At 65.3% G+C, this 20001-nt stretch carries 20 protein-coding genes, 1 tRNA gene and 3 pseudogenes; 13 read left to right on the top strand and 11 right to left on the bottom strand.

The genetic code is table 11. From position 1 onward, the window contains the following. A pseudogene (locus DVK07_RS23595) lies at positions 1 to 159 on the bottom strand (IS6 family transposase); the annotation flags it as partial. 123 nt (positions 160 to 282) lie between these two features. Here DVK07_RS23595 and DVK07_RS09020 point away from each other — a divergent pair. From DVK07_RS09020 to DVK07_RS09010, 3 genes are all read left to right on the top strand, one after another. Next, positions 283 to 573, top strand: coding sequence for a ribbon-helix-helix domain-containing protein (locus tag DVK07_RS09020; RefSeq protein ID WP_121596735.1), 291 nt, complete (start codon positions 283 to 285; stop codon positions 571 to 573). After that, complete coding sequence (locus DVK07_RS09015; RefSeq protein WP_121596734.1) at positions 560 to 847, top strand: type II toxin-antitoxin system RelE/ParE family toxin; 288 nt, start codon at positions 560 to 562, stop codon at positions 845 to 847. Before DVK07_RS09020 ends, DVK07_RS09015 begins: the two co-directional genes overlap by 14 nt. A 140-nt stretch (positions 848 to 987) precedes the next feature. Continuing rightward, positions 988 to 1620, top strand: coding sequence for a hypothetical protein (locus DVK07_RS09010; protein WP_121596733.1), 633 nt, complete (start codon positions 988 to 990; stop codon positions 1618 to 1620). Between the two features lie 136 nt (positions 1621 to 1756). Here DVK07_RS09010 and DVK07_RS09005 read toward each other — a convergent pair whose 3' ends face one another. Both DVK07_RS09005 and DVK07_RS09000 read right to left on the bottom strand, forming a co-directional pair. Next, positions 1757 to 2155: a hypothetical protein gene (locus DVK07_RS09005; protein WP_199719448.1), complete on the bottom strand. Its 399-nt coding sequence runs from the start codon at positions 2153 to 2155 to the stop codon at positions 1757 to 1759. A gap of 41 nt (positions 2156 to 2196) precedes the next feature. Beyond that, positions 2197 to 2775 carry a hypothetical protein gene (locus tag DVK07_RS09000; protein WP_121596731.1) on the bottom strand — a complete coding sequence of 193 codons (579 nt, stop codon included), beginning with the start codon at positions 2773 to 2775 and terminating at the stop codon, positions 2197 to 2199. A gap of 249 nt (positions 2776 to 3024) precedes the next feature. Here DVK07_RS09000 and DVK07_RS08995 point away from each other — a divergent pair, with 249 nt between their 5' ends. Further along, the gene (locus DVK07_RS08995; RefSeq protein ID WP_147441086.1) at positions 3025 to 4989 is read left to right on the top strand and encodes a hypothetical protein; all 1965 of its coding nucleotides are present in this window, start codon (positions 3025 to 3027) and stop codon (positions 4987 to 4989) included. Positions 4990 to 5063: 74 nt separating this feature from the next. Next, positions 5064 to 6677 (top strand): PKD domain-containing protein, encoded by a 1614-nt coding sequence (locus DVK07_RS08990; RefSeq protein ID WP_121596729.1) that lies wholly within the window; start codon positions 5064 to 5066, stop codon positions 6675 to 6677. 34 nt (positions 6678 to 6711) lie between these two features. Here DVK07_RS08990 and DVK07_RS08985 read toward each other — a convergent pair whose 3' ends face one another. Continuing rightward, positions 6712 to 7566 carry a rhomboid family intramembrane serine protease gene (locus DVK07_RS08985; RefSeq protein WP_121596728.1) on the bottom strand — a complete coding sequence of 285 codons (855 nt, stop codon included), beginning with the start codon at positions 7564 to 7566 and terminating at the stop codon, positions 6712 to 6714. Positions 7567 to 7747: 181 nt separating this feature from the next. On the opposite strand from DVK07_RS08985, the gene DVK07_RS08980 reads away from it, so the two are divergent. Together DVK07_RS08980 and DVK07_RS24325 are read left to right on the top strand one after the other, a co-directional pair. After that, positions 7748 to 8884 (top strand): S26 family signal peptidase, encoded by a 1137-nt coding sequence (locus DVK07_RS08980; protein WP_121596727.1) that lies wholly within the window; start codon positions 7748 to 7750, stop codon positions 8882 to 8884. After that, entirely contained in the window at positions 8881 to 9951 is a 1071-nt protein-coding gene (locus DVK07_RS24325; RefSeq protein WP_158603131.1) for a DUF5305 domain-containing protein, read from the top strand. The genes DVK07_RS08980 and DVK07_RS24325 overlap by 4 nt, the downstream gene beginning before the upstream one ends. On the opposite strand, the pseudogene DVK07_RS24320 reads toward DVK07_RS24325, so the two are convergent. Together DVK07_RS24320 and DVK07_RS08970 are read right to left on the bottom strand one after the other, a co-directional pair. Continuing rightward, positions 9943 to 10179: pseudogene (locus tag DVK07_RS24320) on the bottom strand (NAD-dependent epimerase/dehydratase family protein); the annotation flags it as partial. The gene DVK07_RS24325 and the pseudogene DVK07_RS24320 sit on opposite strands and share 9 nt — an antisense overlap. Positions 10180 to 10222: 43 nt before the next feature. Then, positions 10223 to 10417: a heavy-metal-associated domain-containing protein gene (locus DVK07_RS08970; protein ID WP_007344879.1), complete on the bottom strand. Its 195-nt coding sequence runs from the start codon at positions 10415 to 10417 to the stop codon at positions 10223 to 10225. Positions 10418 to 10544: 127 nt separating this feature from the next. Between DVK07_RS08970 and DVK07_RS08965 the strand changes: the two genes are divergently transcribed. Both DVK07_RS08965 and DVK07_RS08960 read left to right on the top strand, forming a co-directional pair. Next, complete coding sequence (locus DVK07_RS08965) at positions 10545 to 11135, top strand: AsnC family transcriptional regulator (protein ID WP_121596726.1); 591 nt, start codon at positions 10545 to 10547, stop codon at positions 11133 to 11135. Positions 11136 to 11205: 70 nt separating this feature from the next. Then, positions 11206 to 11356 (top strand) — tRNA-Gln (locus DVK07_RS08960). 265 nt (positions 11357 to 11621) lie between these two features. Here the strand turns inward: DVK07_RS08960 and DVK07_RS24190 are convergent. Together DVK07_RS24190 and DVK07_RS08950 are read right to left on the bottom strand one after the other, a co-directional pair. Continuing rightward, a complete protein-coding gene (locus DVK07_RS24190; RefSeq protein WP_121596725.1) occupies positions 11622 to 11789 on the bottom strand; it encodes a DUF1059 domain-containing protein in 168 nt (55 codons plus the stop codon). A 254-nt stretch (positions 11790 to 12043) separates the two neighbouring features. Continuing rightward, positions 12044 to 12466, bottom strand: a complete 423-nt coding sequence (locus tag DVK07_RS08950) for a low molecular weight phosphatase family protein (protein ID WP_121596724.1) — start codon at positions 12464 to 12466, stop codon at positions 12044 to 12046. A 233-nt stretch (positions 12467 to 12699) separates the two neighbouring features. Between DVK07_RS08950 and DVK07_RS08945 the strand changes: the two genes are divergently transcribed. Continuing rightward, entirely contained in the window at positions 12700 to 13203 is a 504-nt protein-coding gene (locus DVK07_RS08945; RefSeq protein WP_121596723.1) for a hypothetical protein, read from the top strand. 529 nt (positions 13204 to 13732) lie between these two features. Here the strand turns inward: DVK07_RS08945 and DVK07_RS08935 are convergent. The 3 genes and pseudogenes from DVK07_RS08935 to DVK07_RS08925 form a co-directional block, all read right to left on the bottom strand. Beyond that, positions 13733 to 14785: a cell division FtsA domain-containing protein gene (locus tag DVK07_RS08935; RefSeq protein ID WP_121596721.1), complete on the bottom strand. Its 1053-nt coding sequence runs from the start codon at positions 14783 to 14785 to the stop codon at positions 13733 to 13735. After that, positions 14782 to 15267 (bottom strand): FlaD/FlaE family flagellar protein, encoded by a 486-nt coding sequence (locus DVK07_RS08930; protein WP_121596720.1) that lies wholly within the window; start codon positions 15265 to 15267, stop codon positions 14782 to 14784. Before DVK07_RS08930 ends, DVK07_RS08935 begins: the two co-directional genes overlap by 4 nt. 129 nt (positions 15268 to 15396) lie before the next feature. Next, positions 15397 to 15919: pseudogene (locus tag DVK07_RS08925) on the bottom strand (zinc ribbon domain-containing protein). A gap of 125 nt (positions 15920 to 16044) precedes the next feature. Between DVK07_RS08925 and DVK07_RS08920 the strand changes: the two are divergent. From DVK07_RS08920 to DVK07_RS08910, 3 genes are all read left to right on the top strand, one after another. Continuing rightward, the gene (locus tag DVK07_RS08920) at positions 16045 to 17004 is read left to right on the top strand and encodes a pantoate kinase (RefSeq protein WP_121596719.1); all 960 of its coding nucleotides are present in this window, start codon (positions 16045 to 16047) and stop codon (positions 17002 to 17004) included. A 32-nt stretch (positions 17005 to 17036) separates the two neighbouring features. Next, positions 17037 to 17807 carry a DICT sensory domain-containing protein gene (locus DVK07_RS08915; RefSeq protein ID WP_121596718.1) on the top strand — a complete coding sequence of 257 codons (771 nt, stop codon included), beginning with the start codon at positions 17037 to 17039 and terminating at the stop codon, positions 17805 to 17807. A gap of 751 nt (positions 17808 to 18558) precedes the next feature. Further along, a complete protein-coding gene (locus DVK07_RS08910; RefSeq protein ID WP_121596717.1) occupies positions 18559 to 19953 on the top strand; it encodes a signal recognition particle protein Srp54 in 1395 nt (464 codons plus the stop codon). The last annotated feature ends 48 nt before the right edge of the window (positions 19954 to 20001 follow it).

The following is a 20001-nucleotide window of genomic DNA, read 5'->3' as shown; positions in this document are numbered from 1 at the left end:
ACCCAATTCCTCAAGAAGAATAACTGTATTCGAAAGTGATAGTCCAGCAAGATGGTGGCGAATACCCTTTTCAATGATCTCGCGGGGTGTCCGCTCTCGCTCCACAAACTCCAAGTCGATCCACTCGGTACACTCGGTGAGGCGGGCGGTTTTCGGCATAGAGCACTGAATCCTCGTCCCGCCTCTTCCTTAACTTAACACCGCGGGATTAGCTGTCCCAACATTGAGGACGGCGATCTTCAACTGGATAGTATTATATTACCGCAGAGACAATACACACGTATGTCTGAAACGGGTACGAACGATAGCGATATCGACGACCCCGAGACGACGACGATCAACATCCGTGTCACCGAACGCCAACTGGCGGAGATCGACGCGGCCTGGAAGGAAGAGGGATACACGTCTCGAAGCGAGTTCCTCCGGCACGCGGTCCGGGACGCGACAGAGAACCCGGGCGCGTCACGCGATATGTTGGCGAGCATCGCCGCTGAGGAGTACGCGATGCGGAAGGGTGAGAGTGAGACCGTCTCTCGCGCCGAGGTCGTCGAGATGATCGATGACGAGGAGTGACGACTGGACGTGGGAGTTCCGGCCGCCCGCCACACGAGCGTTCGAGGGGCTCGATACGGCGATACAGCAGCGTATTGTCTCGAAGCTCGACGACATCGTGACCGACGAGTGGCGGGATCCACCCGAATACGTTGAACCGCTCTCCGGCGTTCCGCACGGGAAGATCCGTATCGGTGATTTTCGCCTCGGAGCTGACGCTGATCGCGATCGAGAGGTCGTGGTGATCTACGACATCGAACATCGGTCGGGCGCGTATCGTCTGGGCGACGACTGAGTCTCGGTTCGAACGCACTGAACGACGCCCGGTTGCCTGCGGAGGGCTCGTTCGGAGCCGACGACGGTTACACCCGATTTATATAGTGCTTGTCCCCGTGCGTCATACTCATTTATCGGTTATTCAATGTTTTCGGGCAGATGACAGTCCCCGTTCCCGAGGTGGACTCCGTACTCGTCGATGGCTCAGTGTTGTCAGGTCAACGGCGGGTCGTCCACGAGTTCCTCCACGACCGCGACGGGACCACGCTCGTCGTCTCAACGCGGCAGCCGGCGGAGAGCGCGCGCCGGACGCACCGGCGGATCGTCGGCCGCGAGTCGGCGGCGCCAGACGAGACGCCAGAAGGGTCGGATGGCGAGCCGACGCCCCTCATCGTCGACTGCGTCACTGGCGCGGTCGGGAGATCGCCGTCGGACGGACCGCACACGAAGTACGCCCAGCACCCGAGCAACCCCACCTCGGTCGGGACCACATTCACGGAGTTCCTCGACGCGCGCGACGACGGCACGCTCGCGGTGGGGATAGACACGGTCTCGCCGCTCCTGATGTACGCCGACGCGTCGGCCGTGTTCCGGTTCCTCCACGTCGTGGTCCAGAAAGCCACGGCGTCGGACTGCCCGGTCGTCGCCGGGCTCGATGGATCGGCACACGGCGACTGCGTGGTCGCGCAACTCGCTCCGCTGTTCGAGGCGATAGTCGAGACGCGGCGCGCGGAGGACGCCCGGGAGGTCCGCGTCGCGCACCCGGAGCCGACGGAGTGGCGGGAACTCTGAGCGGCGGAAGTTTCGACTCGGCGGCGGCGCGCGAAAAGAGCAGGTCGGTGCTGGCTGTCACGCCCCACGTCGAACTGCTTTCGGTCAAAATTTGGAACGCTCAGCCTGTTATGATATCCTGGGGCGTTCGGCCTTCTCACGTGGACTCGCAGCTGATATCAACAACCTGCATCGTCCTGACAGAGAGCTCTTTGTCATCACTCTCGACGAACAACATCACCTCTAGCTTCCCGTCGCTGGTCCCCGTACACGACGCTTTGATCTCTTCATCTTCGTCGGCGTGAAGAGTCACGTCGCTATTCGTTCCACCCACCGAGTCGTACTCGACACTCCCGGTCGTCTCGACGTCGTCAACAGTCAGATCGACTTCTCGGCCGAACTGATTGGTGACGCGGAGTACGCCCCTTGTCGATCCGGTCTCGATCGAATCGTTCGTATTTTCGACGGCCAGGTAGGCGTTCTCGTCGTCGGCAACGGTGACGTCAACCGACCGCTCGGCTTGGATCGCGCTGTACCCGGCGGTCCCGGTGATCACCGTCGCGAGGACGAACAGCGCGAGTATCAGCCGCCGGTGTCTCACCCTTCCACCTCCGGCGGCGGACCGTCGCCGCCGAGCTTTCTGCGCCGGGCGAAATACGTGTGTGCGAGCGCGGAGACGACGAGCGCGGCGACGAGGAAGGCCATCCACGCGAGGTCGGGCAGCGCACTGAACAGCATCGCATCGGTCCACAGCGCCGTCAACAGCGCGGCGCCCACCGCCGCGAGACCGAGGTAGTAGCCGTGCCACGGGATCTCGGGTTCGGTGACGACGTCGAAGTAGATGTCGAGTTCCTCGGCGGCTGGCGTCGGACGCACGACGCCGGCACGCTTGTCGAACGAGACGATGTCGGCCTTGTCCATCTTCGGGAGGTGGCTCTGCTGGAGCGACACGTAACAGGACTTCCGGGTGTCCGAGTCCACCTCGGCGGGAGAGACGCCCGCCTCCCACGCGGCGACTCGCTTGGCCAGCCAGCCGAGGTCGGCCGCGTCCCCGCGCTGGCAGAGCGCATGCAGCGCGAACCGCCGACGTCGGTTCGACAACACGGAGAAGACCACTTCCTCCTCCAGCTCAACGCCGGCACCCGACGTCAACCAGTCGGTGGAAGACAGGTTCATCAAGACATCTTAATGTCCCTCAACAGAATATATATCATTTTTGTATTTTTTGGGAGACATTAGCGAAGCTATCAAAACACGCATTCCTCGCCAAGCGTCTCGGGTGACACCCCTGCCGTGCGTCGTTTCAGTCCGCGTAAACGACTCGTTACGCGGTCTCACCGAGCGGTTGTCGTATCGAAACCACTCGTTTCGACGTTTCAACGAACCGAAAACGAAGTGGTGTCCGCCCACAGGGTCGGGTGTAGCATGAGACGGCGAAAGCTACTCATCGGCATCGGCGCGGCCGCGGCGGGCGGGAGCGCGGCCTTTGGCACAGAGGCGTTCACCAGCGTGCAGGCGGAGCGTAACGTTGACGTCAGCGTTGCGGGCGATCAGAGTTCGTTCATTGCGATCCAACCGCTTAGCAGCGAAAATGCGGACGAGTACGTAAACACGGAGAGCGGTGACAATACGGTCGAACTCGAACTCGACGGCGACAACAGCGGCCCAGGAGAGGGAGTCACCCAAGACGCGGTCACACAGCTCGAAGACTTGTTCCGGGTTGTCAATCAGGGTTCACAGCCGGTCAGCGTTTACTTCGAGGACGACAGCGACGCGGTGACGTTCCGAGTCAGCGGGTCAGCAGACGGGTTCAGCGGGAGCGGGCAGTCGCTTGAAGGCCCGGACAACTCGGCCGAACTCGCGGTCGGCGAGCAGGTTGTGGTGGGGATGACCGTCGATACGCTCAACAATGACGTGAGCGGGCAGTTGCTCGATAGGGCAACTCTGTACGCGGACGCAAGCGCCTCCGCGCCAGAGCAGACCGTTCCCGAGCCGCAGTACGTGGTCGACCCGACGGCAGCAGAGAGCGGTGGCAGCCAGCCGGCTGAGGACAACACGCACGCGACGATTGCGTCTGCGCTCCAAGCAGCTCGGAACGACGACCAGAGCGGGGCCGGAGCGGTCATCGGGATTCGCGGCGACGCTGGTAGCAGTCCGTTGACGCCATCTTCGCTTATCGATATCGATCTCGACGGCGTCACTATCACCGGCTTCGAAGGGACGCCGACTATTGACGGCACGCAGGACCTCCCAAGCAGTGATACCGTCGAAAATCTCATACAAGCCTCGGGTGACAATGTGACACTCCAGAATCTGACTCTCAAGGCTGATGCCGATATCGGACCAAATGTCCAGCAAGGTATCCTCGCGTCAGGTGATGGAGTGACCATTGAGGGTGTTACAGTTAATTCACCAAACAATGCGGACAATAGCAATGGAGACCCTCTGGTGGATCTTCAAGGGCAGGACCCAACCGTTACTAATTCTGAGGTGACGAACGGTCCGATTGCTGTCGACAAGGAGGCCGGTGGAACAGTTACAATCACGAACAACTACGTGAACGGCGTTATCGATGAGGGTATTTGGGCCTACGCCCAGACCGACTCCGGCGACACGAAGGACTTCGTAATCGAGAACAACCTGGTTGAGAACCACGACGCCAACCGCAACGGGAACGCCGAAATCAAGGTCGGCGTCAACGGACCTCCGGACGAAATCAACGGCGAAACCAGCACCGAGGACCAGTTGAACGCTATCCTTGAGGAGAACGATGTCAAGACTGCTCAGGTCGACGGTGATATCGACACTATCGGTGGTGACGGTATCACCGCTAATTTCCAAAATGATGGAAATTTCTCTCCGATCTCAATTAACAAGTCCCTTAATGCCAATCTGATAGCCGACAGCGGGGGCGGTTTCGACGAGTTGGAGATCCACGGGGCCACCGGAGGGAACAACGCTCCAATTGACGAATCGCTGAGCGGTAGCGAAACGGACTTTACCGTCACATTGGATCCCGGCGCCAATACGGTTGAACTAAACGCCGCCGGCGCAACAGTTACTGATGAGGACGTGACTGACGGCGAGGGATCCAATGGCGACCTGAACGGGGACACGGAGTTCCCCGACGGTGTTCCTTCGACGGTTGATATCGCGGTCAACCTGATTAGCCGAAATAATAAGGTTGCTGTGAAAGATCTCAGTATCAACGGAGCAGATGCTGAAGTGAGTGGATACAAGATGGCTACGTCGGGCCCGCTCAAGGTGTTTGAGTTTACCGACGTGCCAGCAGATGGTATGGTGACCGTTGAGGGTACTGTCTTCATCGGCTCGGGTGGTGGACAAGCCGATTCGCTTGGAATCGACTTTGCCGATCCGGATGATGTCTAGCGTTCATACCGTGTAGTGAGTGTTGATGAATCGGCGTATCAGAATCCGAATAAACGACCAAATTTAGCATACCCTTGAACGCCCGCCCCCTCGTCGCCGCGCTCGCCCTGCTCGCCCTCCTCGGAGCCGCAGCACCCCTCGCGAGCACTCAGGCCGCCGAGATTGGCGAGGGCGTTGCGATCCAGCCCGCAAACGGGCCGAACGGCGCGTACGCTCAGGTCGGCGACGATGGGCAGGTCTCGATTCAGCTTGACGGCGACGCGGCCGTGCCGGGCGGAAGCCTCCCGGCCGACGCGCTCACGCACTTCGACCGAGTCTTGTTGGTGGTCAACACTAACACCGCCGGCGACGCTGAGGGTCGGCAGGCGTACGTCTACGTGCGCGACGAGGGCGGGGCCGCAGAGGACTTCGACTTCTATCGCGGAACCGCACCCGGCGGTCGCACGCCGATCGAAGGCCAAGACAACGCGGTCCGGCTCGACACCGGCGAGTCCGCCCCGGTGGGGTTCGAGGTCGACACTCGTGAGGGCTTCGAGGCCACAGACCTCTCCCTGACGGTCGTCGCGGAGGTCAGCGAGATCGCCGACGCGGTCCTCGCGGTCGAGACGGGCACGCCCACCGTCGACGAGCCCGTGACGTTCAACGCCACCGGCAGCGACGGCGACGCGATCGCGTACGCCTACGACTTCGACGACGGGACGATCGCGGGCGATGCCAGTCCGCAGGAGAGCCACACCTTCACCGACCCCGGGACGTACAACGTGACGCTCACCGTCGAGGAGACCGCCCCGCGCGCGCCCAACGGCTCCGACTCGGTCACCCGGGAGGTCGTAGTCCGCGGCCCGCCGCAGACCGCCGGCTCCGGCGAGACGATCACGCTCCCGAACACCGTCTCGGGGAGCGACGACCCGGCCATCGAGTCGCTGACCGCCGACCTGGCTGGCGGGGCTAGCGGCGACGTCGCCGTCCGCGCGCTCGCCCCGGAGTCCGTCGCGGACGCCGCCGACGGCAACTCGCCGCAGGGGTCGGCCGTCGTCGGCGCGGCCGACATCTCGGTTCCGGCCAACCCAGACGTCGACGCCACGGTCACGGTCGAGACCGACGCCTCGGCGGTCCCAGCGGGGACCCCGGCCTCCGACCTCGCGCTCGAACGGTACAACGGCACGGCGTGGGAGACGCTCCCCACGGCCGTCGAGAACACCGGCGACGGCGCGATCACGCTCGTCGCCGAGACGCCCGGCTTCTCGCCGTTCGCGGTGACGGTGAACCCCGACGCGCCGACGCTGGATCCCGACGGTGACGGTGGTGACGGTGGCGGCGACGACGTGGACGACGGTGCCGACGATCCGGCCGACGATCCGGCCGATGACGTGGACGACGGTGCCGACGATCCGGCCGATGACGTGGACGACGGTGCCGACGATCCGGCCGATGACGTGGACGACGGTGCCGACGATCCGGCCGATGACGTGGACGACGGTGCCGACAATCCGGCTGACGACGCTGACGACGCTGACGACGGCGATACATCCGATGACATCGACGGCGCCGACGGCGCGGCGGCCCCAGACGACCAGCCGCCGGACGGCGAGCTCGGAGGCATCGGTCTCCTCCCGACCCTCGTGATTGCGGCCGTGCTGGCCATCTTGGCGGCGGTGGGCTTCATCCGCATCCGCCGGCGAGAGTGAGGCGCGGCACGTAACGCTGCGATCGCTGTCGCCGTCACCTGCCGTCTTCTATCGATGAATCGGAAGGCCGCCACGCCTTCGAGACTGTAACCAGTACGTTACTCCCCACACTGGGCGTGAGGTACGCCGGGATGAATCCAAACGCGTAGCCGAGGAGGTGGACATAGAGGTTGACCAGCCCGCCTTGGACGTACGGGTCCGAGGGAAACGCCACGGCCGGGTAACCGACCCCGATTATTACCCCGGCGACGAGCAGTTCGAGGTGTCCCGGCGGGAGCGCCGCGAGCGACCCGAAGTCTATCCGGACGTCGATACCATACAGCACGGCAGAGAGGAGCGCCGCCGCGCTTATACCGACACCGAGCCACCCGATCGGCGCTGAGACACCGACGACTGCGAATCCGCAGAAGAAGAGAACGGGTGCGTCCTCGACGCTGCTACCGATTCTCGGCCGGTGATGTAGGTAGACGAACACGAACACCGGAACGAGACCGACCGTACCCATCACTACCCCCGACGCGCCGTATCCGATGCTCGGACGTGAGATTGCGAGGTTAAGAACGGATAACACTGGTGGCAAGACGGTGACGATAACGAAGAGCGCGATGCGGTAGCGCCCCCGAGCACCGGCGGTCCGTGCGAGGAGATATCCGACTATCGTGGCGATGAGATACCCGACAACGTTCGCTGTCAAATGTGCCACGGTAAAGTGGACGAAATGGGACGTGTACAACGAATAGAAACTCGGCGCCGCGTGTGATAGCGACAGTGCGAGTCGCGTCTCGCTCGGCGCGAGAAACACGAGCAGATAGAGTGCCGGGGGACCGACAACCAGACACGCGTCGGCGAGCGCGCCCAACCGCACCCCTTCGCGTAGAGACCTCCCCATACCGCGAAGTTACCACCAACGCTGTAAAGTGTCACCCTCTAAATTGTCGTGTTGATAATTCTCCCTGTAGGTCGACGGGTGTTCTCATAGTTCACGATCCGGAAGCCCGCATTGGGTTAGCTTTCCGTGGATTCGCCACATCGGCAACTTTTATATCACTGTGATAATAGTTCCACGATGAATGCGGGTAACAGCAGAGCGGCTGATTGAGGCTCTCGTCATCCTCTTTGCGGTCACCCTTCTTGCCGGACAGCTAGTCGGACAGCCGGTCTTGCTCGGATACGTCGAAACGGGGAGTATGGAGCCCACGCTCGAGCCCGGCGACGGATTCGTTTCGCTACCGCCCGAGGTTGTTGGTTCACCGTCGTCCGGTGATGTCATCGTCTACCGGGCAGAACAGGTGAATGGCGGTGGCCTGACCACTCACCGTGTCGTCGGTGAGACCGATCGCGGATACGTGACACAGGGTGACGCGAACCCGTTCACCGACCAGTCGGCCGGAGAGCCGCCGGTTCGCGATCCGCAGGTCGTCGCCGTCGGCGTCCGCGTCGCCGGCAATCTTGTTACTGTTCCAGAACTCGGAACGGCCGCGGTCGCGATTCGGAGTGCCGGCGGCGGACTCCAACAACGCATCCCGACTCACGTCTGGATAGGTGCTGGTGTCGCTGGCCTAGTCGTGCTGTTGGCCAGCGGTAGTGGCGGCGGACGTTTGGAACGGGCGTCACTCCGGGACCGTGCGCCCGGACACGACAGCGGGCAGAGATTGTCGATCGGACCGCGTGAAATCATCCTGCTGTGTGGAGCGGTCGTCCTCGTAACGGCGACCGCGAGCGCCCTAGCTCCGTTTGGGCCGACCGAATACCAGGTCGTAAGCGCTGAAGCCGACTTACCCGGTCCGAGCGTCATCGCCGCAGGCGAGACAGAAACGACTACGTATCGAGTACCCGGCGGGACGGTCTTTCCAGTTCAATACTACGTCGAACCGGCCAGTGACGGCGTACAGGTACTCAACGGAACCGGTACCGGTCGTATCCAACCGACTGACTCGGCGAACGCCACGATCCGTTTGTCGGCACCACCTGAAACGGGCGCGTACAGACGGTACGTCCAAGAGTATCGGTATCCGCTCGTGATGCCTGCGTCGCTTATCAAGACCCTTTATGAGTTCAGCCCGCTCGCTCCGATCCTCGTTCTTGACGCGGTTCTGGCGATCCCGTTTCTCCTCGCTGTACGGTTCGTCAGCAATCGTCCGCGGATTCGCGGCTCACCCGGTGCGGGCTCCGGTCCGAGCCGTCTGTTCGGAGGGCCCAGACGATGACCGACGCGGTCGGTGAGTCCGATGACAAACTTCTCTTGCGGATCCGGGATACGATCGATACCCAGTACGTGCTCATCATCGGCCTTCTCGTCCTGCTGATGACGGCCGGTCTGTGGGTTAGCTATACGACCCACGTGAGTCCAGAAACACAGACCGAAACTGAAGTCGTCTCACAGTGGAGCCGGACCGCGACGTTCGACCACGGCGCAACGGTCACCGGAGACAATCCAGTATACGACACGGGACAGCGTCTACAAAACCAGCGGGCGTACTTTCCACTCATTTCACCGGTTCTCTCAGGCGAGTATCGGTTCCAATACGCCGCAAGTAACGATGGCAATATCGATATAGATGTTCGGCTTCAATCAACCGTTCAAGGCCGCAGCGACGGGACTGCCCTCTGGCAGCGGACCCGCGATGTCGGGAGTGTTACTGCGGATGAGGTCGAGCCAGGAGGGACTGCGACCACCGAGTTCGAGTTCGACATGAACCAGACACGAGTTCAGCTCGAACGCGTCGAGGAAACATTTGGTGAGACACCTGGCGACCCGGTCGTGATCGTACAGGCACAGACCAGTATAACCGGCCAGATTAACGGCCAGCCAGTTAATCGTGAATTCACGGATGAGCTTCGGTTAATTCCAGACGGTGATACATTCGTCGTTAATGACCCAGGAGAGGTGACGAACACCAGCCGTCAAACGCGGGCGATCACTACCACACGCGAGTACTCATCTGCTAGACGCCTTGGCGGACCGGTCGTGGTGATCCTTAGTGCGGCTGGTCTCGGCGGTCTCGTCGTCGCACGTCGTCGCGAGCAGATCACGCTGTCGCCAACGGAACGCGATCAACTGGTTCACTCAGAGTATTCCGAGTGGATCTCGGTCGGATCCCTCTCTGTACAACCCGACCTTCCTGATTCGGGTGCTATCGAAATGTCGTCGCTCGTTGACCTCGTCAATGTCGCTGCAGATGCGGGTGAACGGGTAGTGTACGATCCCAATCAGGAACGCTACGCCGTGTTCAAGGGCGATCGGATGTACGTTTGTGAACCGCCACTGGAATGAGGACCTGTCCACGGCGAAAGCGATGAATATGCTCAGTAGTTCAAACACCTGGCGCGTCTCCCCGTAGTCGGTGAGATCCGCCCCTTTGTACTCCACGTCGTCGCGGCGGTCGTCGCTCGGCGGCGCGTCGCGGTCGACGGCGACCACCTCGCGGCCCGCGTCGGCGAGCGCGTCGACCGTCCACGCGCCGACGCCGCCCGCGCTCCCGGTGACCAGTACGGTGTCCATGTCTCCGCGAGCGCGTTCGGCCCGAAAAGGGGCAGCGATTCGCTTACGCCGACGCCTCGTAGCCGGCGTCCTCGATGGCGGCCACGACGGCGTCGACGTCCACGTCGCCCTCGACGGTCGCGGTGCCCGCCTCGTGGTCGGCGCTCGCGGACTCGACGCCCGGCAGTTCGCCGAGCGCGTCGGTCACGTTGTCCTCGCAGCCGGTACACGACATGCCGTCGACGTCTATCGTCGTCATGCGCGTCGATTGGCGCCGCGGGCACAACTGCCTTTCCGTCGCCCCCGTGAGCGACCGGTTCCCGGGGTGGTTTTCGCGTCCTCCGCTCGCCGGACCGCTTTTGCCCGCGCCGGTCGAACGCCCGGTCATGCGAACGCTCGACGAGACGGACCGGGAGATCCTGCGGCTGCTGCTGGCCGACGCGCGGCGGCCGTACAGCGACATCGCCGAGCGCGTGGACCTGTCCGCGCCCGCGGTGTCGGACCGCGTGGACCGGCTCCGCGAGGTCGGGGTGATAGAGGGGTTCACGCTCCGGATCGACGGCGACGCGCTCTCCGACGGGCTGCGAGTCCTCGCCACGCTCGCCGTCGCGCCCGCGGACGCCGAGCGCGTCCACGAGGCGGTCGCGGGTCACGAGCGCGTCGAGCACGCGTTCCTCACCGCCGACGGCGAGGTGACGGTCGTCGCGCGCGTCGAGGAGGGGACCGCTCGCGACCTCGTCGACGAGGCGGTCGGGTTAGAGAGCGTAACCGAGCTGTCGGTGCGCCCGCTCGACGCCCACGAGTGGTCGCCCGCGGTCGGAGACGCGGACCTCGCGGTCGAGTGCGTCGAGTGCGGCAACACGGTCACCGCGGAGGGGGAGTCGGCCCGGATCGACGGGACGCTGTACCACTTCTGTTGCGGCTCCTGCCGGGAGAACTTCGAGGAGCGGTTCGACCGGATCGAGGAGGGGGCGTAGTCGGGAGACGGTCTCTCGACGCGCCGCGGAGAGTAACCTACTTGAGTGCCCGCCGGTTAGCCGGAATCGCAGTCCCGTGGTGTAGTGGCCAATCATAATGGCCTTTGGAGGGAATCCGTCCGCGTCTGCGGCTCACGCGCGGCTGTCGGTCGTTCCTGACGGAACGCCCGCCGGATGCCCGAAGTCAGCCATTGACGGCGGTTCGAATCCGCCCGGGACTATTCTCCGAACGAAGTGAGGACGAATAGTCCCGACCACGGATTCGAAGCAGGGAACGGAGCGAAGCGGAGTGACCGCGGTTCGAATCCGCCCGGGACTACTACCAAAATGGTGTGAATCGGCTCTGTTGAAGTCCTCAATCGGAGAGATGTTTTTGGAGACGTGCTGAATACAGAGCGCGTCCCTCGCACAGGTGTTCCGTGAAAGCCAGCCGGTCGGATCGGCCGATACAGGAGACCGATGCTTCGACCAGTACAGTCCCTTCCCTCAGACCTGTATAATACTCGATCTGATGTTTTCGACGGTTTCGTCGTCCAGTTCAAGATCGGGGTGTGAACTGTTCGCGTGCTCTTCGGCTTGAGCCATGACCTCTTGTTCAGTCTCAGCTTCGATGGTCGCGCTACATCCGTCTATGGGGCACTCGAGTCTCTGCATAGTCCGACCGTAGGGATGTGTTACGGCAGTATTGGTATTTGGCCTCTAGTGGAATATACGCACGCGCTACTTGGCCGACTGTATAACCCCCCACCGACAATGGGCGTGCTCGCGATGGGTCGGCACGTTCAACTGAAGCGGTAGCGCGGAGTCTCCTTCCTCAGGGAGCGGCCGGAGGGAGCGAGCAGGGAGAGGAGGAGCGCGTTCGTATCAGCCACAAACACTATTTATAAATAGCCTTCTTTTCACCGCGCCTACGCCTCGCCGAAGAACTCGTCGAAGAGATCTCGGACGCGTCCCTCGATCTCGTCGCGGATCTCGCGGACGCGCTCGACGTCCTGCCCGTGGGGGTCGTCGAGAGCCCAGTCGCGGCCCTCGACGCCGTCGGCCAGCGTCAGCGTCGAACACCCCATGGTGGCGACCACGTCGCACGCGTCGAGCTCCGCGGTCGAGACCTCCCGGGGGACGCGGTCGGCGAGGTCGATGTCGAGCTCCCGCATCGCTTCCACGACCTCGGGGTGGACCTCGTCGGCCGGGTGCGTGCCGCCGGTCACGATCTCGACGCGGTCGCCGAGGCCTCGCTCGCGGCGCTCGCGCTCCGCGAAGGCCGCCGACATCTGGCTGCGACCGGCGTTCTGGACGCAGACGAACCCGAACGTGACGACGTCGTCGTTCATACGCGACCGTTCCGGCGGGCTCTGATAACGGTTCCTAAGAGGGCTATATAGGGCTACGTTCGAGTGACCGAAGGTCGTCCGGCGGCCGCTCCAACGGCTCTCGGGTGTCACTTCGACGGCTCTCGGGTGTCACTTCGACGGCTCTCGGGTGTCGCACCGGCCTCGCCACGACGGACGCCCGCCGCCTCCGATCCACCTATGTTATTTTTTACCATGCGGGTCGTGGCCCTTCTATGGACATCAGCGATTACCGGGACGCGGTCGCTTCGAACCGGCGCGACCACGGCTTCGAGTCGGTCGACGAGGGAGCGGCCGAGTTCGACCGCCTGTGGTCGACCCGCGAGACGGACGACACGCTCGGCGAGGTCGCGGTGGTGGCGACGCTCGTCGGGACGGACGAAACCGATGCGAACGGGTTCGACGCGGCGGAGCTCGTCGACGTCGCGGCGTCGTTCCGCGACGTGGTCGCCGACCGGATCGACGCCCGCCCCGAACGCGCCGACGGCGGCGAGGCGCCGACGCCCATCGGGTACGTGACGTTCGCGGTTCCGGGCCCCGACCCGTCGCTGCTCGACGCGATGTCCGGGTTCACGGTCGCGAAGCGGCGGACGAACGTCTTCCCGCTCGTGTACGACACCGAGGCGGAGCGGCTCCACCGCCACGAGGTACCGCGGCTGAAGGGCCGCGGCATCTACCGACGCCAGGCCGACGACGCCGAGCGACTCTTCGAGGTATAAATAGCGGGCAGTGGGTCGGGTGTGAGCGTCGCCGACGTGGCGGCGGATCGTTTATAAATCGTTGATTGCGGATCGGCGGAGAACACCTCCAAAGTCCCAGCCGCTCGCTTATAAATAGCCGACTGTGGATCAGCGGAGAACACCGCCAAAGCCCCAGCCGCTCGCTTATAAATAGCCGACTGTGGATCAGCGGAGAACACCTCCAAAGCCCCAGCCGTGAGGGCGGCGCAGGCGACGCAAGCACCGCAGCGAAGGAGCGCTAGCGACTGAGTGAGGAGCGCAGCGAGCGTGCGCCGCCCTCACGGCTGCCCCTTTGAGTCCCGCCCCACACGGCACCGCACCTCACACCTCCCCAGCCTCGTCGGTCGCCCTCGCTTCGCTTCGGGCGACCGACTCCCTCGCGCGGTGCTGCTCGCGGCCTGCCGGCCGCTCGCAGGCACGCGCCACCGCATCGGTCCCGAGCCGAGTTGCGCGGATCGGCCGCTGTTGGATTTAAAAATAATAAAAACCCGAACCGCTCGCGCGCCGCTCAAACGAGCCGCGCCGCGATGCGCGCCGCGCCGTCAGCGGCCGCGAGCGCGGGCTCCTCGGGGGAGACGACCTCGACCTCGCGGTCGAGCTCCTCGCTGAGGCGCTTCTCGAACTCCTCGGTGAGCCCGGGGATACACGCCATGCCGCCGGTGACGGCGAGCGGGCGTCCGAGCGCCAGCTGGTAGGGCTTCATGTGGTCGTTCGCGAGCTCGGGGAGGAACTCGTTGGCGACGACGTCGACCGCCTCGTCGATGTAGCGGTCGATCGGCTCCTGAACGCCGCGGTCGACGGTGAACTCGTGGCTCCCGCCGCCGGGCTGCTGGACGACGTCCGTGAACGGGTCGAAGTCGTACACGTCGCCGTGCTGCTCTTTGTACTCCCGGGCGGTCGTCCGGTCGATGTGGACCCGGCCCTGGGTCTCCTCCTCGACGGCGGCGACGATCCGGCGGTCGACCTCGTTGCCCGTCACCGAGCCGGTCGAGAACGGCGAGAGCTGCTCGCCGCGCCGGTAGGCGCACGCCTCCATCGTCGTCGAGCCGAGGTTCACCGAGACGAACACCTCGTCGATCGCGTCGAGATCGTCGCCGTAGGCGGGGATCGCCCCGCACAGCGACTCGGGGTAGCTCCGCGTCTCGACATCGCCGATAGCGGATCCCTCGATCACCGACTTGAGGTTCTCGACGCCCGCCTCGTTGTCGATGGTCGGCACGGCGTAGACGACCGCGCTGTCCTCGGGCACGTCGTGGGCGTCCACGACCGCCTCGAAGAAGCGCTCCGCGTCCGCGACGCTGTCGTCGTCCTCGGGGAGCCCCGACCGCAGCATGAAGCGCACGCGGTCGGGGTACTCCACCGCGGCCTCCTCGCCGAACAGCACCTTCTCCTCGCCGGTGATGGCGTCCTCGTAGGTCGCGAGGCAGGTCAGTATCGAGTGGCGCTCGCGGCCGCCCCGACCGTCGGGAATGTCGAGTACCGTCCGGGTGCTGCCGAGTTTCACGCCGACCGCCGCCGATTCGTCCGATTCGTTGATGTCCGTGGATTCGTCGTCGCTCATTGGTCACTCGCACACGAAGCGATCCGGACGATGGAGACGAGGCTGATCCGGTGGTCCGCGGGGATGAACGGCCGGTCGCGCGTCGGGGCGTCGAACCCCTCGAGGCGGCGCGTCAGCGCCGCGACCGCGTCGTCGCCGACCCAGTCGATCTCGCCGTAGTAGGACAGCGCGTCCCGGCTCCGCACGTGGCCGCCGACGTCGACGAGGTAGCCGAGCCACTCGCCGATCTCGCGTTCCGCCGCGGGCGAGGCCGGGATCGCCGTCAGGTACGGCTTCTCTCCCGGCCCGCCCCCGTTCAGCCGCGCACCACGCTGACGCTGGAGCAGCTCCGTGAACGCGGCCGAGCGCGCCGCCTGCTCGGCCCGGTTCCGGTTCGGCCGCCGGAGCGCCCGCTCCCGAGGCGCTCCGTCCGCACCGTCTCGCGGCGCGTCCGCGATCCGGCGCAGCTCCCGTACGTCGTATCGTCGTGGATTCAGACTCATGTTTCCGTCCGTCGTTCGCGTCCGTACCCGAACCCTCTCGGCGGGGTTATATGATAGTTGGCTCTCAGTTATCAGCGGTGAGAAACTACCGCGGGTGACGCTGTCCCGGTACCGGCGGGGCCGCCCGCGTCACCGGTCGTCCGACTCGGCCCACGGGAGGGGCTCGGTACACCAGTGACAGAAGTCGAGGTCGGCGTCGACCTCCTTGCCGCAGTTGGGACAGGTCACCTCTAGCGTCTCCCCGTCCTCGCCGTCGCCGGCCGCGGCCGGCGGGGACCGACCCCCTCCCGGTCCGTCGTCGCCGTCCGCGTTCGCGGCCCGCCGCCGCATCGCCTCGGTGGCGGCGTCGACGCGGTCGCGCTCGGCGGCGTCCGCCCGCCCGCCCGACGAGGTACGCGTCGAGCGCCGACAGCGCGGACAGGAGGACGATGGGGAGCGCCACGTCGGTGGGGACCGCGGCCGACACCGCCGCGGGGTCGGCGAGGGGGTCGACCGGTTCGACGTCGTACAGCGCGAACAGCGCGACCCCGCCGCCGACGATCGTCAGGTGCCACAGCAGCGCCCGCCCCCATCGGCGTAACGATAGGTGGCCGAGCCCCGGGAACACCAGCGCGAGCAGGGCGGCGAGGACGGGGCGCAACTGGCTTCGCATACGGCCGCGGTTCGGCCGGCCGGTACTTAGGCCTGCGGTGTCGTCGCCGTCGCGCGGCGGTCGCCTCCCCGACCGACTCGGCCCGGATAACAACCGTTAATCGCGGCCCGCTCGTCGGCGGCCACATGAGCAGCCAGCGGGCGACCGCGTTCGTCCCGGGCCACGTCACCGCCTTCTTCAGCGCGCACCCCGCCGACGATCCGGCGGTCGCCGGGTCGCGCGGCGCGGGCCTGACCCTCACCGACGGCGTGACCGTTCGGGCGTCGACGGCGGACGGCGAGACCGATGCGGCGACGAGCGGCGACGGTCCGGACGGCGACGGCGCGGACGGCGACGCCGCGAGCGACGGGACCGGGTCCCGTACTATCGACGGCGAGCCCGGATCGATCGGCGCGGTCGACGACGTCCTCGCCGAACTCGACGCGCGCGGCGCCGACGTGGCCGTCGAGACCGACCTCCCGATCGGCGCCGGCTTCGGCGTCTCGGGCGCCGCGGCGCTGGGGGCCGCCCTCGCCGCGAACGAGGCGTTCGACCGCGGCCGGTCCGAGAACGAGCTCGTCCGGATCGCCCACGCCGCGGAGGTCGGCCGCGGGACCGGCCTCGGCGACGTGGTCGCGCAGGCGCGCGGCGGGGTTCCGGTCCGCCTCGAACCGGGGGCGCCGGGGGTCGGCGAGCTCGACGGCGTCCCGGCGACCGCCCGCGTCGAGTACGTCACGTTCGGCGAACTGTCGACGGAGGCGGTGTTGGGCGGCGACACCGACGCCCTCACGGCGGCGGGCGAGGACGCCTTGGACCGCCTCCGCGCGGACCCTCGACTCCCGACGCTGATGGACGCGGCCCGGGGGTTCGCCCGCGAGGCGGACCTGCTCGTCCCCGGGGTGGCCGAGGCGATCGCGGCGGTCGGCGCTGACGGCGGCTCGCCCGAATCGTCCGGGTCGCCCGACGACCTCGGCGCCGCCATGGCGATGCTCGGCCGTACCGTCTTCGCGCTCGGGACCGGGCTCTCGGACGCGGGCTACGACCCGGACGTCTGTCGGATCGACGCCGCGGGCGCGCGGCTCGTCGACGAGCGCGGCCGGGAGTAAGGACTTTGTCTCGCTCGGCCGGAGTAACGCCCATGGCCGAATCGCTCCGTTCGTTCTTCGACGAACTCGAGGCGCCGGACCGGCACCTCGTCCTCCTGAACCGGTCGTCGCCGGACCCGGTCCGAAACCTGCTGGACTCGCTGCTCGACGGCCAGCCAGTCTCGGTCAGCGAGGCCGAGGCCGACACCGCGGCGGACGACGACGTGGTCGCCCTCGTCGAGGACGGCTCGGTCGTCGCGCGCTCGACCCTCGACGAACTGCTCGAATCGGTGCTGCTCATCAACTCGGACCTGTACAAGTCCGGTGCGATCGAGCTCGACGAGGTCGCGCTGCCGGCCGTGTTCGAGGGGCTCGACGAGGTCCCGTTTCGGGTGCGCGGCTACCCCGCCTCGAACAAGGAGAAGCTCCTCCTCATCGTCGTCTCGCGCGTCATCGAGCGGATCGCGGCCGAGCACGGCGGCGGCACGCTTCGCGCCTCGTTCCAGCGACTCTCGCGGATCGACGACGAGCGCGGCACCCGGGACGTGTACGAGCGGGTCGCCGGCACCGGCGTCGACGTACACGTGTACGGTGTCGGCGACGTGGAGTCGCTGTCGGGGCTCCCCGTGACGGTCCACACCGGGACCTCGTACCCGTACCGACGGTCGTGGTTCGTCGTGTTCACGCCGCTGGACGGCGGCGACGGGGGCGACCACGTCGCGCTGCTCGCGCTCGAAGACGAGCCCAACGTCTGGGACGGGTTCTGGACGTTCCGCCCGGAGCTGGTGACGCGGATCGAGCGGTACATCGCGGAAGAGGTCTGAGGTGGGAAGACAGCGGAGAATGGTCGGCTTTGGGTCCCAAGCCTTATTTAAATAATTCTGCGGTGGCGCGTGGCTGCGAGCGGCCGCCCCCGGCGGCCGCGAGGAGCACGCGCGAGGGAGTCAGCCGGCCGGAGCGAAGCGGAGGCCGGCTGACGAGGCTGGGGAGGCGTGAGGCGCTGTGCGGAGCGGTACGGGGAGGGACTCAAAGGGGCAGCCGGGGGGGGCGGCGCAGGCAACGTAAGCACCGCAGGGAGCGAACGGAGTGAGCGACTGAGGAGCGCAGCGAGCGTGCGCCGCCCCCCCGGCTGGGGCTTTGAAAGTGTTCGCCGCCGATCTGCCCTCGCGTTAAGTTACGCAGAAACGCAAGACAGCGGGAGTATTCGCCGAGTTCGGAAAAGCTGAGTTATAAACTCAAAATAGGTAGTAACTCCGCGAAGAACCAGATCTGCCTTCTCAGTTCTCCTTCCCGTTGATCCACAGAACGCGATCGGCTACATCATTCGAAAATACTTCTATAAAATCGCATGACTGAAGCGATGTTGATACTAACTTAACGCGACCCGATCTGCCAGCAATCCTTTATACGTAAACGGCTGGGAATTTGGAGGTGTTCGCCGCCGATCCGTAGTCGGCTATTTATAAGCGGTCGACGAGCGTGTAGAAAGCATTCCCCACTGACTACACTCTCGAAACGTATTCTGCGCCCGCCGACGAACAAAGCTTTACCGCGTCGCCCGCCTATCTCCGGCAAATGGTACTCGACGACCTCGGCACGTCCCTGCGGAGCAGCCTCGACAAGCTCCAGGGGAAGTCCCGACTCTCCGAGAGCGACGTCGAGGAGATCGTCAAGGAGATCCAGCGCTCCCTCCTCTCCGCCGACGTCGACGTCTCCCTCGTGATGGAGCTGTCGGACTCGATCAAGTCCCGCGCGCTCGAAGAGGAGCCGCCGGGCGGCACCACCGCGAAGGACCACGTCCTCAAGATCGTTTACGAGGAGATGGTCGAGCTGGTGGGCGACTCGACGGAGCTCCCCCTCGAAAACCAGACGATCCTGCTGGCCGGCCTCCAGGGGTCGGGGAAGACCACCTCCGCGGCGAAGATGGCGTGGTGGTTCTCGAAGAAGGGGCTCCGCCCCGCGGTGATCCAGACGGACACCTTCCGGCCCGGCGCGTACGACCAGGCGAAGCAGATGTGCGAGCGCGCCGAGGTCGACTTCTACGGGAACCCCGACAACGACGACCCGGTCGACATCGCGCGGACCGGCCTCGAAGAGACCGCCGACGCCGACGTTCACATCGTCGACACGGCGGGGCGCCACGCGCTCGAAGACGACCTGATCGCCGAGATCGAGGAGATCGAGGGCGTCGTCGACCCCGACCGCTCGCTGCTCGTCTTGGACGCCGCGATCGGGCAGGGCGCGAAGGAGCAGGCCCGCCAGTTCGAGGAGTCGATCGGCATCGAGGGCGTCGTGATCACCAAGCTCGACGGCACCGCGAAGGGCGGCGGGGCGCTCACCGCCGTCAACGAGACCGACTCCTCCATCGCCTTCCTCGGCACCGGGGAGACGGTCCAGGACATCGAGCGCTTCGAGCCCTCGGGGTTCATCTCGCGGCTGCTCGGGATGGGCGACCTCAAGCAGCTCTCCGAGCGCGTCGAGCGCGCGATGCAGGAGACCCAGGAGGAGGACGAGGACTGGGACCCGGAGGACATGCTGAAGGGGGAGTTCACCCTGAAGGACATGAAGCGGCAGATGGACGCGATGAACAAGATGGGGCCGCTCGACCAAGTGATGGACATGATCCCCGGGCTCGGCGGCGGGATGATGGACGAGCTGCCCGACGACGCGATGGACGTCACCCAAGACCGGATGCGGCGCTTCGAGCGCATCATGGACTCGATGACGGAGGAGGAGTTAGAGAACCCCCGCGTCGTCGGCCAGTCGCGCACGGAGCGGATCGCACGCGGCTCGGGCACCGACGAGGAGACGGTCCAGCAGCTCCTCGAACAGCACTCGATGATGGAGGAGACGATCGGCCAGTTCCAGGGGATGGGCGAGGGCGACATGCAGCGCATGATGAAGAAGATGGGCGGCGAGGGCGGCGGCGGTCTCGGAGACATGATGGGCGGCGGGAAGGGGCCGTTTTAAATAACGTCTCGTTCGCGAACTGATCCCAAGTCGTCGCCCGCGCGGACG

Origin of the sequence: Halorubrum sp. Atlit-26R (genome assembly GCF_003666015.1) — an archaeon.
In the GTDB taxonomy this organism is placed as follows: Archaea; Halobacteriota; Halobacteria; order Halobacteriales; family Haloferacaceae; genus Halorubrum.
This window is presented reverse-complemented; position numbering and strand designations above follow the sequence as displayed.

Bases quoted from the DNA above. Each gene is read 5' to 3' on its own strand.
- DVK07_RS08910 (WP_121596717.1), top strand. From the start codon at position 18,559: ATGGTACTCGACGACCTCGGCACGTCCCTGCGGAGCAGCCTCGACAAG.
- DVK07_RS24325 (WP_158603131.1), top strand. From the start codon at position 8,881: ATGACCGACGCGGTCGGTGAGTCCGATGACAAACTTCTCTTGCGGATC.
- DVK07_RS08995 (WP_147441086.1), top strand. From the start codon at position 3,025: ATGAGACGGCGAAAGCTACTCATCGGCATCGGCGCGGCCGCGGCGGGC.
- DVK07_RS08985 (WP_121596728.1), bottom strand. From the start codon at position 7,566: ATGGGGAGGTCTCTACGCGAAGGGGTGCGGTTGGGCGCGCTCGCCGAC.
- DVK07_RS09000 (WP_121596731.1), bottom strand. From the start codon at position 2,775: ATGAACCTGTCTTCCACCGACTGGTTGACGTCGGGTGCCGGCGTTGAG.
- DVK07_RS08965 (WP_121596726.1), top strand. From the start codon at position 10,545: ATGCGAACGCTCGACGAGACGGACCGGGAGATCCTGCGGCTGCTGCTG.
- DVK07_RS08980 (WP_121596727.1), top strand. From the start codon at position 7,748: ATGCGGGTAACAGCAGAGCGGCTGATTGAGGCTCTCGTCATCCTCTTT.
- DVK07_RS08935 (WP_121596721.1), bottom strand. From the start codon at position 14,785: ATGAGCGACGACGAATCCACGGACATCAACGAATCGGACGAATCGGCG.
- DVK07_RS08930 (WP_121596720.1), bottom strand. From the start codon at position 15,267: ATGAGTCTGAATCCACGACGATACGACGTACGGGAGCTGCGCCGGATC.
- DVK07_RS08970 (WP_007344879.1), bottom strand. From the start codon at position 10,417: ATGACGACGATAGACGTCGACGGCATGTCGTGTACCGGCTGCGAGGAC.
- DVK07_RS08920 (WP_121596719.1), top strand. From the start codon at position 16,045: ATGAGCAGCCAGCGGGCGACCGCGTTCGTCCCGGGCCACGTCACCGCC.
- DVK07_RS09010 (WP_121596733.1), top strand. From the start codon at position 988: ATGACAGTCCCCGTTCCCGAGGTGGACTCCGTACTCGTCGATGGCTCA.
- DVK07_RS24190 (WP_121596725.1), bottom strand. From the start codon at position 11,789: ATGCAGAGACTCGAGTGCCCCATAGACGGATGTAGCGCGACCATCGAA.
- DVK07_RS08950 (WP_121596724.1), bottom strand. From the start codon at position 12,466: ATGAACGACGACGTCGTCACGTTCGGGTTCGTCTGCGTCCAGAACGCC.
- DVK07_RS08915 (WP_121596718.1), top strand. From the start codon at position 17,037: ATGGCCGAATCGCTCCGTTCGTTCTTCGACGAACTCGAGGCGCCGGAC.
- DVK07_RS08945 (WP_121596723.1), top strand. From the start codon at position 12,700: ATGGACATCAGCGATTACCGGGACGCGGTCGCTTCGAACCGGCGCGAC.
- DVK07_RS09015 (WP_121596734.1), top strand. From the start codon at position 560: ATGACGAGGAGTGACGACTGGACGTGGGAGTTCCGGCCGCCCGCCACA.
- DVK07_RS09020 (WP_121596735.1), top strand. From the start codon at position 283: ATGTCTGAAACGGGTACGAACGATAGCGATATCGACGACCCCGAGACG.